Genomic DNA, 14,213 nt, shown 5'->3' with positions numbered 1-14,213 from the left:
GAAGGACACCACGAGGAGGAGACCGCAATGCCGGTGATGTCCAGAGTCGAGCGCGCCTTCTGCTGCGGCGCCATGTGGCGAACCACCACCCGCGCCGTACTCGACATGCTGCCCACTGATCAGCTGGGGGATCAGCTTCTCGAAATCGGCTCCGGCAGTGGCGCAATCGCTGAAGGGCTCTCGAACGCGCGTCCCGGGCTGTCGATCACCGCGACCGACCTGGACCCGGTGATGGTCGATGCTGCCACGCAGCGGTTGAAGGACCGACCGCAGGTCACGGTGCAGAGCGCCGACGCGACCCGCCTGCCGTTCGGCGACGGAGCGTTCGATTCGGTGGTCAGTTGCCTGATGCTGCACCACGTCATCGAATGGGAAGCTGCGGTCGCCGAGATCGCCCGGGTGCTGAGACCCGGTGGCGTATTCGTCGGCTACGACCTGACCAGGACACCGGTGGCCACGGCGGTCCACCGGGTGGACCGGTCGCCGTTCCGCCTGGTGAATCCTGATGAACTGGTTGCCGAGGGGCGACGCAACGGGCTCCGTATCGATACCGGTACCAAGATGTTTGGTCATCTGATGCGGTTCAGCGCCACGCGCACCTGACTGTGGGTAGGTTGGTCTGTAGTCGGCACGGGAGGAACGCATGCGGGGTCTGGTCAACTGCGGAGCGGCAGTCGTGGTGGCGGTGCTGGCCGTCGGCTGCGGCGGCGGGTCAACGCAGTCCAGCCCGGCGACGTCGTCGTCGAAGCCGACGACCTCCACGGCACCGCCGCCGCCGGCGATCGTCGCTCCGGCGCAGTTGAAACCGGGCGTTTACCCGACCAAGGCGCATGAACCCTACGGCGCCGCGGGTACCCCGGCGATCGGCGCGAAAGTCGAGTCGCAGCAGCTGGCCGGTTATGTGGTGGGACCGTGGGCGGTCGACAGCACGCTCACCGATCCTTATCTGTCAACGTATTTCGTGATCGACGAGCCCGGCGTCCTGGCCCAGTTCGGACCCGAAAGCATCGCGACCGCCGCCGGCAGGCACAACTTCATCGATGGGTTCGCTTCTGCGCGGGAGTCTGAGACAAAGTCCGTACTGATCAATGGCGTACTGCGTTTTGCCTCCCCGGCCGATGCCGGCGCCGCCGCAGGTGAGATGAATGCGGCGGCCCTCCAGCTCAAGATTCGCGGCGCGGAGCCGAAAACCGTTGCCATTCCCGACCATCCGGATGCACTGGCGTCGACATACGACATCGATTCCCACGGTGCGAAGTTGACCACCGCGCGGTCGTTCACCGCGCACGGCCCCTACGTCCTGATCCAGTTGGCCCAATCGACAGCCGGTCCCGATCCCGCCATCGCGTTGGTGGCCAAGGCCATAGGCGCGCAGATCGGTGCGATCGATCCGTTCAAACCGGCGGCCGAGCTGGCGTCGGTGCCGGTCGATCCGACGGGACTCCTGGCGTTGACGTTGCTGACCGATTCGCCACGCAACTCCCAGAACGCCGTCTACTCCGGTACCGGGGCCTTGCACTTCCAGAGCAACCCGATCTCCTCGGCCAGAGTGTTCCAGGACAACGGCGTGACGGGGTTCGCGCGCGGGAAGACCGGCGTGTACCAGGCAAAGGACCCCGCGTCAGCTGTGAACGTGGCGAACGCCTTCGGCAAAGAGGTGTCGGTCGACGGCACCGAGACCGCCGATCCGGTGCCCGGGCTGGCACTCAGTCGCTGCATCTTGTTGGCCAACCCCAAGCAGTTCTATTGTGTCGCGCCCGCCGGCAATTACGTCATCGAGGCACGCGGTACCGAATTGAAGGACGCCCACGAACAGGTTGCCGCCCAGTACATCCTGTTGACGGCTAAGCCTTAGCCGATCCGTTCAGCGATCGGCCGGTCGCCGACTGCAGCAGGCAGATGACCGTGCTCGGCAGCGGCGTGTGTCCCGTGCGGTCCATGTTCGAGTCGATCAGATAGGTGGAGGTGTACTGCTTGCTCTGGCCGGCGTACTGCGCGAGGCCTGCCGCGCACCGCTGGTCGGCGACACCGGCAATCGCGTCGTTCACTGCGACGTTGGCCCGGAGGAAGACCTCGGCGAGGTGAGGTGCGGTGCAGTCCACCAGCGTCACCTCGACGATGCTCGGGTCGGTGGGCGGGGGCGTGTTCAGGCAATCGCCGACCTGCAGGTCGACCCACTTGGCCTGCCGCGCATGCGGTTTCATCGGCACAATGGGCACCGGCGAAGGCAGCGCGGTGGTGGTCTCCACAGGCGCGGCGGTGGGTGTGCTCGACGACGGTGTCGCTGACGTGTTCGAACTACAGGCCGCGAGCAGCGACATTGCCGCGACCTGCCACACGAGCCGATGTGGGCGAACGGTCATGGTGGTCATGATAATGCTCCGGGTGGCAATCACCTTGATGTTCAACGTGATTGCCACCCCAGGATCAGCTGCCGCCGGCGCGATCACCCTGCCCGGCCGGCCAGTACGGTCTGCAACACCCGGGACAGCTCGGCAGCCGGATCAGAAGGCAGGGCCTCGGTGCGCCATGCGATGAAGGCGTCTGGCCTGACGAGTAGAGCACCCGAGGGTTGCAGGCCGGTCGCGGCGAGCCACGCGGTCCGGTCATCAGCTGAAATGGTTTGTACTACAACAGTGTCCGAGGACGTCGCGGCCCACGTGCCACTGCTGTCGGCGGTCAACAGCGTGAACCCGGTGCCGACGAGATCCAGCGTGGAGATACGTCCACGCTGCAGCCAGACGTGCGGAATCCGGGTGCCCGCCTGCCCGCGCAACTCGGTGACGAGGGCCGGGGATGCGCCGGCCGGGGCGGTGTCGGAGACGACGGCCGCGGACTGGTACCGGTAGCCCACCAGTAGGGCGAACATCGGTTGCTCGTCATCGGTTTCGAGGCGCGGATAGGAGCCGATGTCGAGAAGATCGAGTACGGGTCCGGTCAAGGATTGTCGGCTGCTGAAGGCCCCGACGGGATGACGCTCGTCGTGATACGTGGCGAGCAGTTCGGGACCGGCCTGACCGTGTAGCACCGCAGCCAGTTTCCAAGCCAGGTTGTCGGCGCTCTGGACCGCGACGTTGGCCCCACCGGCCCGGAATGGTGGCATCGCGTGGGCGGCATCGCCGACGAAGAAAGTGCGCCCACGCGCGAACGAGTCGGCCACGCGTTGGTATGGCTGCCAGGGCGCGATGTCGACGATCTCGATCTCGATCGGCTCCCCGGCCGCGGCCAGAATCAGGTCCCGGCAGCGTTGTTCGGTGAACTCGCCGGCCGACTGCCCGCGGTGGGGGAAGTAGGTGGTGATGAAGACGCACAGGTCGCCGTCCGCGGGCACGAAGATGCCGTCCACTTCAGCGTTTTTCACCTGAACGCTGGCACCGTCACCGAGGTGTGGGACGAATCGTTGCCAGGGGCCTCGGAAGTAGACGAACACCACGTAGATGGGTAGCGCATCGCGGCCGGATGTACTGATGCCGAGGATGTCGCGAACGTGGCTGTGCACCCCGTCGGCGGCGACCAGGTAGTCGCTACGGATCGCGGTCGTGGTGCCGGTATCGATGTCGCGCAACGTCGCATCCACGCCTGATGCGCGCTGGGAGAAAGCCACCAACTCGGTTCCGTACCTCACCTGGTTGCCGAAATTTCTGATGTGGCGCACAAGGATTGGTTCCAGCCGACTCTGTGGGCAGTACTGGATGACGGGTTCGGGGCTCAGCCCGTCGAGTCCGGCGAAGATGGCGCTGATGTCGATGGCGGGCAGTTCCTCGGAACTGTTGAGGGCCGGCTTGACCACCATGTCGGGGGTGGCGGCGCCGACGGCGTGGACCTCTTCGGCCAGGCCCATCCCACGCAATACCTCCAACGTGCGGAAACTCAGGTTCCGCGCTTTCGGATAGCGGAAGACTTCCCGGCGTTTCTCGACGACCAGGGATTCGACGCCGTGTTTGGCCAGTAATGCGGCGGTGGCCAGTCCGGCCGCCCCGGCGCCGACGATCAGTACGGGCGTGTGTCGGGGTGTCATCCGACCTCCCACTGTTGAATGGAACTAGTCAGTTCTATTCAACAGTGGCACGGTTACCTATCGTGTGCAAGCCCTGAATGTCGGGCCGGTGAAGCGGCGGCCAGGGGTAACACCACGTCGTCCAACACGCGGCGCACGTAGATGCGATCGATGGGACGCCCGGAGATCATTCGCAGAATGTTGAGGCCGAGGACCGCATCAGGCAGCAGCGTCAGATCATTGGTGGTTGGGATCTCGCCGCGGGCTACTGCGCGATCCAGGATTGAGCGCAGCACTTGGCGTGGCACGCTCAGCACCAGATCGTCGAGAGCGGCCGACAGTCCAGGGTCGTGCATCGCCGCCGTCGCCACCCCGATCACCACGCGAAACATGTTGATTTCCTCGACGTTGTAGTCCGGAACTGCTGCTACCAGTGCGTCCAGGTCGCCGCGCAACGTGCCGGTATCGGGCGCCGGCGCCGGGCCGAGTGAGCGGCGCCAGTGCGCGATGGCCTGCGCGACCACCTCGCCTTTCGATGACCAGCGCCGGTAGATGGCCGCCTTGCCGACGCCGGCACGGGCGGCGACATCATCCATCGTCATCCGGTCGTAGCCCAGTTCGGTGACGGCTGCCAGCGTCGCGTCGAGGATGGTGCCCTCGAGTGTCGGATTCCAGCGCCCGGCGGCACGCTTGGGCGTTCGACTGGCCGGCATGGGTGCTCCTCGCATGAGTGGAACCAGCTGGTTCCGCAACTGTAGCGCGTTGTCCACTGTGTCAGTGATCTCTCGAGGCCTTGTCGGGCCGACATCGGCGGCCAACGCCGATACCATCGCCATACCAGCGACACGAGGAGGCCGGCATGCCCGAATACACCGTCGGTGACTACCTGCTGGACCGGCTTGCTGAACTCGGTGTCACCGAGATTTTCGGTGTACCAGGCGATTTCAACCTGGAGTTGCTCGATCATGTGATCGCGCACCGGGATATCCGGTGGGTGGGCAGTGCCAACGAACTCAACGCCGGCTACGCCGCCGACGGCTACGGCCGGTTGCGGGGTATGGCGGCTCTCATCACCACGTTCGGCGTCGGCGAGCTGTCGGCGGCCAACGCGATCGCGGGCAGCTACGCCGAGCATGTGCCGGTGGTGCACATCGTCGGCACGCCCTCGATCGACGTCCAAGGTTCCCGACGGGTGATCCACCACTCGCTCGGTGACGGCGACTTCGACCACTTCCTGCGGATCGCCCGCGAAATCACGTGCGCGCAAGCCAAACTCCTGCCGGCCACCGCCACCCGGGAGATCGACCGGGTCCTGTCCGAGGTGCACGAGCGCAAGTTGCCCGGCTATCTGATGCTGGCCACGGACGTCGCCCGGTTCCCGGTCGAACCCCCGACCGGGCCCCTGCCGCGATACACCAGCGGCACCAGCCCGCGAGCCCTGTCGCTGTTCACCGCGGCCGCTGCCCGCCTCATCGGTGACCACCAACTGACCGTGCTGGCCGACCTGCTGGTGCATCGGCTCGAAGCCGTCCCGCAGCTCGAGGCGCTGCTGGCGGCCGACGTCGTCCCGCACGCCACACTGATGTGGGGCAAGAGCCTGGTCGACGAGTCCGCACCGGAATTCCTCGGGATCTACGCCGGCACCTCCAGTCAGGAGTCGGTCCGCCGGGCCATCGAAGACGCCCCGGTACTCGTCACCGCGGGCGTGCAGTTCACCGACATGGTCAGCGCCTCGTTCACGCAACAGATCGATCCCGCCCGGACCATCGACATCGGGCCCAACCAGAGCACCGTCGCCGGCGAAGTCTTTGCGCCACTGGATATGTCGGCGGCACTCGAGGCGATCACCGGCATCCTGCAGTCCCGGCCCACCCGGTCGCCGGCAGTGTCCCAGCCCGTGCCCGACGCACGTGACCCAGAGCTCGCGCCGGACCAGCTCCTCACCCAGAAAGGCTTGTGGGACAAGGTCTGCGGCGCGCTCACCCCCGGCAACGTCGTCCTGGCCGAGCAGGGCACGTCGTACTACGGCATGGCCCGGCACCGGCTGCCCAGCGGTGTGGCGTTCATCGGTCAGCCGCTGTGGGCGTCCATCGGCTATACGCTGCCGGCTGCGCTCGGCGCGGGCCTGGCGGCGCGAGACCGTCGTCCCGTATTGCTGATCGGCGACGGTGCCGCGCAGTTGACCATCCAGGAACTCGGCCACTTCGGCCGCGAGGGGGTGCCCGCGGTGGTGATCCTGGTGAACAACGACGGCTACACCGTCGAACGGGCGATCCACGGTCCCACCGCGACCTACAACGACATCGTGAGCTGGCGCTGGCGCGATATCCCGGCGGCGTTCGGTGTGCGAAACCCATTGTCCCACCGGGTGACAACCTGCGGCGAGCTGGACGCCGCGTTGGCCGACGCTGCAGCGCATCCCGACGATCTCGTCTTCATCGAAGCCGTGGTGACCGCACTGGATGTGCCGCCGCTGCTGGAGGAACTCGCCGCGGCGATCGCCAAGGCTAACGAAACTACTTAGGGCCCAGGTAGGCGTCGGCCCAGGCGCCGATGATCCGTCCCGCCCGCTTGGCCTGCCCAGGCCCGGTGAGCAGGTGTTCGGTGCCCTCCAGCGACACGAAGCTGCGCGGGTGGCGGGCGGTCCGGAAGATCTCGCTCGCATTCTCGATGCCCACCGTGTTGTCGGTGGGGGAGTGCAGGATGAGCAGCGGCAGGTGCAGCTCTTTGATCTTGGTGTGCAGCTTGGCCGCGCGGACGTCCTCCACGAAGTCGCGCTTGAGGGTCAGCTCGCGCCCGCCGACCATCCACTGCGCGCTGCCGTTCGCCAGCACGCAGTCGAGGATGTCGTCGTACTGCTTTTCCACGTGCGACGGATCGATGGGTGCACCGACGGTGACGACCGCCCGAACGCCGGGCGCCTGCCGTGCGCCGGCCAGGACCGACGCCCCGCCGAACGAGTGGCCCACCAACAACGCCGGGGGCGTGCCGCGTTCGGTCATGAACTTGCACGCCTCGATGACGTCATTGGTCTTGTGAGTGAACGAGCCGTCGCCCCAGTGGCCCTCCGAGTCGCCGAGCCCGATGGCGTCGAAGCGGAGCATCCCGATGCCGTCGGAGGCCAGCTGCTTGCAGATGCGTGCCGCGGCCGGGGAATCCTTGCCGAGCGTGAAGCCGTGCGAGAACACGCCCCACCCGCGCGGGGTGCCTTCGGGGAGGTCGATGATGCCGGCGAGCATGGGGCCGGTGGAACTCTGGAACTTGACGCGTTCAGCCACGCGAAGGGTTTACCACGTGTGGCAAGCCGGACGTGGCCGATTCTTTGCTGGCGGCCATCGGTAAGGTGGAGGTTTCACGGGAAACACGACCTGCGGGTCGTAGCGGTCAGTGACGCCTGCACCCCGTATGTAGTCCTGAGATCCGGAGCAGAGTCGTGACCCTGAACACCATCGCCTTCGAACTGGTCCCGCCCAATATCGAGCGCGGTCCCCAGTTTGCGGTCGACGAGGCGCACAAGGTGCTGCTCAATGCCGCCGCGGTCGGCCTCGAGGGTCGCATTCGGCACGTCATGATCCCCGGGATGATCGAGGAAGACGGCGACCGTCCCATCGAGATGAAGCCGAAGATGGATGTCCTCGACTTCTGGCAGTTGATGAAGCCCGAGCTGCCGGGCATGCGCGGACTGTGCACCCAGGTGACGTCGTTCCTGGACGAGGACGCCCTCTCGAAGCGGCTCAGGATTCTGCAGGATGCGGAATTCGAAGGCATCGCCTTCGTCGGCGTCCCGCGCACCATGAGCGATGGCGAGGGCGCCGGCGTCGCCCCGACCGACGCGTTGACGATCTACCGCGACCAGGTCACCAACCGCGGTGTCATCCTGATCCCGACCCGCGACGGCGAGCACGGCCGCTTCAACTTCAAGTGCGACCAGGGCGCCACGTACGGCATGACCCAGCTGCTCTACTCCGACGCGATCGTGGGCTTCCTGAAGAAGTTCGCCGAGACCACCGAGCATCGCCCCGAGATTCTGCTGTCGTTCGGCTTCGTGCCGAAAATGGAATCAAAGGTCGGCCTGATCAACTGGCTGATCCAGGACGCCGGAAATCCATTGGTCGCCGCTGAGCAGGAGTTCGTGGCACGGCTGGCCGGCGAGGAGCCTGCGGTCAAGCGGGCGCTGATGCTCGATCTGTACAAGCGCGTCATCGACGGAGTCGGCGAACTCGGCTTCCCGCTGAGCATCCACCTGGAGGCCGCGTACGGGGTGTCCAAGCCGGCGTTCGAGACTTTTGCCGAAATGCTGGCCTACTGGGCGCCGGACCAGGCCTGAGTTACCTCCGGCTACCCCGTGATGTCGCGGCCGATCAGGTGTCGGGCAATGACCCATTGCAGAACTTCGTTCGCGCCCTCGAAGATCTCCAGGATCTTGGCGTCCCGGTAGATCTCTTCGAGTCGGAAGCTTTCGCCGGTCGCCGAGACCCGTCGGGCGAACCCGTAGCCGCCATGGATTTGGAGAGCGTCGCGGGCAAGGTCGTTGGCGAGGCGAGTGGCGTAGGACTTGGCCATTGACGCTTCGGGCTCGCCAGACCGATCACCGCGGTCCAGCCGGACCGCGGCTTTCTGGTACATCGCGCGGGCGGCTTCGAGTTCGGTGGCGCGTTCGGCCAGTTTGTATTGCCAGTACTGCATCTCACCGAGCTTGCGGCCGAACAGTTCTCGGCTCCGAAGCCGGGCCACCGCCAGGTCGAGGGCGATCTGCGCGACACCGACACCGGCCGCCGCGATGCCGAGCCGTCCGGCGGCCAGCGACCCCAAGGCTGTGGCCAGGCCCCGGCCGGCTGCTCCGAGTGCGTGGTCTGCCGGTACCGCGACGTCGTCGAAAACGATGTCGGCGGTGATCTGGCCACGATGGCCCATTTTCAGATCGGGTTCACCTACCTGGATGCCCGGGCTGTGCATGTCGACCAGCAGCATGGTCGCGTCGCCGGTGTCGCCGTCACGGCATAGGACGCAAACCCAGTCGGCCACCGTGGAATTCGTGATCCAGCGTTTGCGTCCGTTGACTGTGAATCCATTTGGGCTTCGGGTGGCGACAGTCTTGAGTGCAGTCGGTGTCAGATCGCTCGATGCGTCGGGTTCGGTTGTCGCGAAGGCGAAGACGGCGTCACCGCTGATGAGGGCAGGGAGCACCTGCTCGCGGATGTGGGGCTGGGCGAACGAGAGCGCGCGGGCATTGAGGATGCACTGACCGTCGTACACGCCGGCCAAACTCGAGCTCTCGTAAGCGATTTCCTCGGTGACGATGCAGGTCGCCAGCATCGGGTGCTGCAGACCTGCGCCGAATGGCTGCTCGAACGGCACCGCGAAACAACCGGCGCCGGCAAGGCCCTTGAAAGCACTCCAGGGGAACGAGTCGACGGATTCCTCGCGCTGCGCGATCTCGCGTGCCACCGGCGCCAAGTGGGTTGCGACGGCGTCGCGCGCCATCGCGCGGACGTGCTGGACGTCGTCGGGCAGGAACACGTCGTGCCACATGCGGTCGGCGGTTCGGGTGATGGATTCGGTGGCCATGCGCATCCTCCTGCGAGTTGTTGCGGCAGAGCGTAGGCAAATCCGCATAAACTAGTCAACCCTGACTAGTTTATGATTCGGTGATGACGCAACCTCGACGGGCACAACGCCGTGGCATCGCGGTGCAGGAGCGCATCCTGGACGCCGCCGTGCGAGCGCTCGTCGAGCATGGCTACGCCGGGACCTCGACGTTGCGGATCCAGCAGATGGCAGAAGTCAGCAGGGGGAGCCTCTTGCACCAATTCCCTTCGCGGGACGCCCTGCTCGTCGCGGCGGTCCAGCATCTTGCCGAAGCGCGATTCAATGAGATGAGCACGCGGACCCGGTGGCCGGAGGACTCCCGTGACCGGATTCGCGAGGCAGTGCTGGCCATGTGGTCGACCTACCAGCAGGATTATTTCTGGGCGGCGACCGAGTTGTGGCTTGCCGCGCGCCACAACGCCGAACTTCGCAGCAGCCTCGAGCAGCAAGAGCGGGTGCTCTACAAGCAGGTGCGTACGGTGACCGATGCCATGTTCGGTGAGTCGCTCAACCAACACCCGGACTACGCCCGCGTCCGGGAAACGCTCAACACCAGCATGCGCGGCGTCGCCCTGACCTATGCGTTCGATCGCCGGAACGCGTCGCGCGACCCTCATGTCCAGGACTGGGTCGCCCTTGCGGTCAAGGTGCTGCTGGGCGAGTAGACCACCTATCCTGGGACCGGTGTCCGACCCCCAGCTGCGCGAACTGCGTGCCCGCCTCGATGGTCTGACCATCCGAGACGCGGCGCGGCTGGATCGCCGACTGAAAAACCTGCGCGGCGACAATCCCGCCAAGATCGCCGAACAGATCGCGGCGGCCGAAGGCGTGATCGCCAGTCGCCTCGCGGCCGTGCCCACCATCACCTACCCCGACCTGCCGGTCACCGACCGCCGGGCCGAGATCGCCAAGGCGATCACCGAGAACCAGGTCGTGATCGTCGCGGGCGAGACCGGATCGGGCAAGACGACACAGCTGCCCAAGATCTGCCTGGAACTCGGTCGCGGCATTCGCGGCACCATCGGTCACACCCAACCGCGCCGGCTGGCCGCCCGCACGGTGGCGCAGCGGATCGCCGACGAAACCGGGACGGCGCTGGGTGGAGCCATCGGCTACACCGTGCGGTTCACCGACCAGGCCAGCGACTCGACCCTCGTCAAACTGATGACCGACGGCATTCTGCTCGCCGAGATTCAGCGAGACCGCCGGCTGCTCCGGTACGACACCCTGATCCTCGACGAGGCCCACGAACGCAGCCTCAACATCGACTTCCTGCTGGGGTACCTGCGCGAGTTGCTGCCGCGGCGCCCGGATCTGAAGGTCATCGTGACATCGGCGACGATCGAGCCGGAGCGGTTCGCGAAGCACTTTTTCGATGCCCCGATCGTCGAGGTCTCCGGCCGCACCTACCCGGTCGAAATTCGTTACCGCCCTTTGGAAATTCAGATCGCCACCAACGGCTCCGCCGGCTCCTCGGACGATCCCGACGACCCCGACCACGACATCGTCCGGACCGAGACACGGGACCAGACCGAGGCCATCGTCGACGCGGTACGGGAACTGGAATCCGAGCCGGCCGGCGACGTGCTGGTGTTCCTGTCGGGCGAGCGGGAAATCCGGGACACCGCAGAGGCTTTGCGTGATGCGCTCTCCGGTGACACCTTCCCGACGGAGATCCTGCCGCTGTACGCCCGGCTGCCCACCGCGGACCAACAGAAGGTCTTCAACGCCAAACCTGGCGGCCCGCGCCGGATTGTATTGGCCACCAACGTCGCCGAGACATCCCTGACCGTGCCCGGCATCCGGTACGTCGTCGACCCCGGCACCGCGCGCATCTCGCGGTACAGCCGGCGCACCAAGGTGCAGCGGCTGCCGATCGAACCGATCTCGCAGGCATCGGCCGCACAGCGGTCCGGCCGGTCGGGCCGGACCGCGCCCGGTGTATGTATCCGGTTGTACTCGGAAGAGGATTTCGCGGCGCGGCCCCGCTACACCGATCCGGAGATCCTGCGCACCAACCTCGGCGCGGTCATCCTGCAGATGGCTGCTTTGGGGCTGGGCGACATCGAGGCGTTCCCGTTTCTGGACCCGCCCGATGCGCGCAGTATCCGCGACGGCATCCAATTGCTCCAGGAATTGGGCGCTTTCGATGCCAAGGGCGCCATCACCGACGTCGGGCGTCGATTGGCCCGGCTGCCGCTGGACCCGCGGGTCGGCCGGATGATCCTGCAGGCCGATGCCGAAGGCTGCGTCCGTGAGGTCCTGATCCTCGCCGCCGCGCTGTCCATTCCCGACCCGCGCGAGCGGCCGGCGGACCGGGAAGAGGCGGCCCGGCAGAAGCACGCGCGATTCGCCGACGAGCATTCGGACTTCGTGTCCTACCTCAACCTGTGGAACTACCTGCGCGAGCAGCGGAACCAGTTGTCCGGCAGCGCGTTCCGCCGAATGTGCCGCGACGAGTTCCTGCACTATCTGCGAATTCGGGAATGGCAGGACCTGGTCGGCCAATTGCGCAGCATCGCCGCGGATCTCGGTATCCGGGAGTCGGGAGACGACGCCGACGCGTTGCGCGTCCACACCGCGCTGACCGCCGGCCTGCTGTCGCACATCGGCTTGCGCGAAGGCGAGACACGGGATTACCAGGGCGCCCGCAACTCGCGGTTCGTGCTGGCGCCGGGTTCGGTGCTGACCAAGAAGCCACCGCGGTGGATCGTCGTCGCGGATCTGGTGGAGACGAGCCGGCTGTTCGGGCGCATCGCCGCGCGCATCGAACCCGAGACCGTCGAACGGGTCGCCGGAGATCTGGTGCAGCGCACCTTCAGTGAGCCACACTGGGATGCCCGCCGCGGCGCCGTCATGGCGTACGAACGGGTGACGCTCTACGGCCTGCCGCTGGTGCCACGCCGTCGGGTCGGGTACGCACAGGTTGACCCCGTGGTCGCGCGCGAGCTGTTCATCAGGCACGCCTTGGTCGAAGGTGACTGGCAGACCAGGCACCACTTCGCCCGGGACAACACCCGGCTGCGGGCCGAACTGGAAGAGCTGGAAGAGCGCGCGCGGCGTCGGGACCTGCTGGCCGGCGACGACGAGGTCTACGCCTTCTACGACCAGCGCGTGCCCGAAAGCGCGGTATCGGCGCGGCATTTCGACGCCTGGTGGAAGAAGCAGCGGCACGTGACGCCGGACCTGCTGACCATGACGCGCGCGGACCTGCTGCGCACCGATACCGACGCCGACCAGCCCGACACGTGGCAGACGAGTGACCTGTCCCTGCCGTTGAGCTACCGGTTCGAGCCCGGCGCCGCCGATGACGGTGTGACGGTGCACGTTCCGGTCGAGGTACTGGCCAGACTCGGTGGTGACGGTTTCGCCTGGCAGGTGCCCGCGCTGCGCGAGGAGTTGGTCACCGCGCTGATCAAGTCCCTGCCCAAGGACCTGCGGCGCAATTTCGTACCCGCGCCCGACACGGCACGGGCGGTACTGCCGGATCTCAATCCCGGAGACGGTTCACTGCTGGAGGAACTGCAGCGTGAGCTACGCAGGCGCAGCGGCATTTTGGTGCCGATCGACGCCTTCGACCTGAGCAAGATTCCGGATCACCTGCGGGTCACTTTCGCGGTCGAGAAAGACGGCAACGAAGTGGCGCGCGGCAAGGACCTGGGCGCGCTGCACGACAAGCTGGCCGGCTCCGTACGGCAGGCGGTCGCCGGTGCCGTCGCGGGCGATCTCCAGCGGACCGCCCTGTTGGCCTGGCCGGATGACCTCGCCGAACTGCCCCGCACCGTGGAGAGCTCGTCCGGTGGCCACACCGTGCGCGGGTTCCCGGCGTTCGTGGATAGCGGTGCGGCGGTGGATATCCGGGTGTTCCCGACCCCGGCGGAGCAGGCCGCGGCCATGGGCCCGGGGCTGCGGCGGTTGCTGCGGCTCGCTGCGCCGTCACCCGTCAAGGCCGCCGAGCGCGGGCTCAATCCCCGCACGCGACTGGCGCTGTCGACCAATCCAGACGGCAGCCTGGCGGCGCTGCTCGAAGACTGCGCCGACGCCGCGGTGCGGGTGTTGGCGCCCAAGGCGGTCTGGACCGCCGCGGACTTCACGGCGCTCCGTGACACCGTCGCGGCCAAGTTGGTACCGACGACACTCGACGTGATCGGCCGCGTCGAACGCGTGCTGGCCGCGGCGCAAGCCGCACAGGTTGCGTTGCCCGACAAGCCTTCTGCACTCCAGGCCGATGCGATAGCGGATATTCGCGCGCAGCTGGGCCGGCTGTTGCCTGTCGGGTTCGTTGCGATTACGGGTGTTACCCACCTGGCCGACCTGACCCGATACCTGACCGCGGTCGGCCGGCGCTTGGAGCGGTTGCCCCAAGCGCCGGCCGCCGACCGCGAACGGATGGACCGGGTACACGCCGTCGAGGACGCGTACGACGAACTGCGGCAGGCGCTTTCACCCCTGCGCTGCCAAGGTGAGGACGTCCGCGACATCGCCCGGCAGATCGAGGAACTGCGCGTCAGCCTCTGGGCCCAGCAGTTGGGTACCCCGCGGCCGGTCAGCGAGCAACGGATCTACCGGGCCATCGACGCCGTCGTTCCGTGATTTGTGCACGATTTTCCGCGCTCACCGCGGAAAA

11 protein-coding genes are annotated in these 14,213 nt (G+C 66.7%); 6 read left to right on the top strand and 5 right to left on the bottom strand.

All coding sequences use genetic code 11. The features are described from left to right. Positions 1-27: 27 nt before the first annotated feature. Together G6N59_RS15895 and G6N59_RS15890 are read left to right on the top strand one after the other, a co-directional pair. A complete protein-coding gene (locus G6N59_RS15895) occupies positions 28-603 on the top strand; it encodes a class I SAM-dependent methyltransferase (protein WP_138233189.1) in 576 nt (191 codons plus the stop codon). A gap of 40 nt (positions 604-643) precedes the next feature. Beyond that, the gene (locus G6N59_RS15890; RefSeq protein WP_138233188.1) at positions 644-1,855 is read left to right on the top strand and encodes a DUF7373 family lipoprotein; all 1,212 of its coding nucleotides are present in this window, start codon (positions 644-646) and stop codon (positions 1,853-1,855) included. On the opposite strand, the gene G6N59_RS15885 is transcribed toward G6N59_RS15890, so the two are convergent. The 3 genes from G6N59_RS15885 to G6N59_RS15875 all read right to left on the bottom strand — a co-directional run bounded on the left by G6N59_RS15885 (position 1,845) and on the right by G6N59_RS15875 (position 4,710). After that, positions 1,845-2,363: a hypothetical protein gene (locus tag G6N59_RS15885; protein ID WP_170212465.1), complete on the bottom strand. Its 519-nt coding sequence runs from the start codon at positions 2,361-2,363 to the stop codon at positions 1,845-1,847. The two genes, G6N59_RS15890 and G6N59_RS15885, sit on opposite strands and share 11 nt — an antisense overlap. Before the next feature lie 83 nt (positions 2,364-2,446). After that, positions 2,447-4,018, bottom strand: a complete 1,572-nt coding sequence (locus tag G6N59_RS15880; RefSeq protein ID WP_138233187.1) for an FAD-dependent monooxygenase — start codon at positions 4,016-4,018, stop codon at positions 2,447-2,449. Between the two features lie 53 nt (positions 4,019-4,071). After that, entirely contained in the window at positions 4,072-4,710 is a 639-nt protein-coding gene (locus tag G6N59_RS15875; RefSeq protein ID WP_234884444.1) for a TetR/AcrR family transcriptional regulator, read from the bottom strand. Between the two features lie 146 nt (positions 4,711-4,856). On the opposite strand from G6N59_RS15875, the gene G6N59_RS15870 reads away from it, so the two are divergent. After that, entirely contained in the window at positions 4,857-6,521 is a 1,665-nt protein-coding gene (locus G6N59_RS15870) for an alpha-keto acid decarboxylase family protein (RefSeq protein ID WP_138233185.1), read from the top strand. Here the strand turns inward: G6N59_RS15870 and G6N59_RS15865 are convergent. Next, the gene (locus G6N59_RS15865) at positions 6,514-7,275 is read right to left on the bottom strand and encodes an alpha/beta hydrolase family protein (protein WP_138233184.1); all 762 of its coding nucleotides are present in this window, start codon (positions 7,273-7,275) and stop codon (positions 6,514-6,516) included. The two genes, G6N59_RS15870 and G6N59_RS15865, sit on opposite strands and share 8 nt — an antisense overlap. 155 nt (positions 7,276-7,430) lie before the next feature. Between G6N59_RS15865 and G6N59_RS15860 the strand changes: the two genes are divergently transcribed. Beyond that, positions 7,431-8,324 carry a mycobacterial-type methylenetetrahydrofolate reductase gene (locus G6N59_RS15860; RefSeq protein WP_163911362.1) on the top strand — a complete coding sequence of 298 codons (894 nt, stop codon included), beginning with the start codon at positions 7,431-7,433 and terminating at the stop codon, positions 8,322-8,324. A gap of 11 nt (positions 8,325-8,335) precedes the next feature. On the opposite strand, the gene G6N59_RS15855 is transcribed toward G6N59_RS15860, so the two are convergent. Further along, entirely contained in the window at positions 8,336-9,565 is a 1,230-nt protein-coding gene (locus G6N59_RS15855) for an acyl-CoA dehydrogenase family protein (RefSeq protein ID WP_138233182.1), read from the bottom strand. An 83-nt stretch (positions 9,566-9,648) separates the two neighbouring features. Here G6N59_RS15855 and G6N59_RS15850 point away from each other — a divergent pair, with 83 nt between their 5' ends. Continuing rightward, the gene (locus G6N59_RS15850; protein ID WP_234884443.1) at positions 9,649-10,251 is read left to right on the top strand and encodes a TetR/AcrR family transcriptional regulator; all 603 of its coding nucleotides are present in this window, start codon (positions 9,649-9,651) and stop codon (positions 10,249-10,251) included. 19 nt (positions 10,252-10,270) lie between these two features. Then, on the top strand, positions 10,271-14,179 hold the full coding sequence (gene hrpA / locus G6N59_RS15845; RefSeq protein WP_138233181.1) for an ATP-dependent RNA helicase HrpA: 3,909 nt from the start codon (positions 10,271-10,273) through the stop codon (positions 14,177-14,179). Positions 14,180-14,213: the final 34 nt, after the last annotated feature.

Origin of the sequence: Mycolicibacterium aubagnense (assembly GCF_010730955.1) — a bacterium.
In the GTDB taxonomy this organism is placed as follows: Bacteria; Actinomycetota; Actinomycetes; order Mycobacteriales; family Mycobacteriaceae; genus Mycobacterium; species Mycobacterium aubagnense.
This window is presented reverse-complemented; position numbering and strand designations above follow the sequence as displayed.

What these genes read in the sequence shown, in the direction of transcription:
- G6N59_RS15875 (WP_234884444.1), bottom strand. Translation starts at nt 4,710, where the DNA reads ATGCCGGCCAGTCGAACGCCCAAGCGTGCCGCCGGGCGCTGGAATCCG.
- G6N59_RS15895 (WP_138233189.1), top strand. Translation starts at nt 28, where the DNA reads ATGCCGGTGATGTCCAGAGTCGAGCGCGCCTTCTGCTGCGGCGCCATG.
- G6N59_RS15850 (WP_234884443.1), top strand. Translation starts at nt 9,649, where the DNA reads ATGACGCAACCTCGACGGGCACAACGCCGTGGCATCGCGGTGCAGGAG.
- G6N59_RS15870 (WP_138233185.1), top strand. Translation starts at nt 4,857, where the DNA reads ATGCCCGAATACACCGTCGGTGACTACCTGCTGGACCGGCTTGCTGAA.
- G6N59_RS15880 (WP_138233187.1), bottom strand. Translation starts at nt 4,018, where the DNA reads ATGACACCCCGACACACGCCCGTACTGATCGTCGGCGCCGGGGCGGCC.
- G6N59_RS15855 (WP_138233182.1), bottom strand. Translation starts at nt 9,565, where the DNA reads ATGGCCACCGAATCCATCACCCGAACCGCCGACCGCATGTGGCACGAC.
- G6N59_RS15890 (WP_138233188.1), top strand. Translation starts at nt 644, where the DNA reads ATGCGGGGTCTGGTCAACTGCGGAGCGGCAGTCGTGGTGGCGGTGCTG.
- G6N59_RS15885 (WP_170212465.1), bottom strand. Translation starts at nt 2,363, where the DNA reads ATGACCGTTCGCCCACATCGGCTCGTGTGGCAGGTCGCGGCAATGTCG.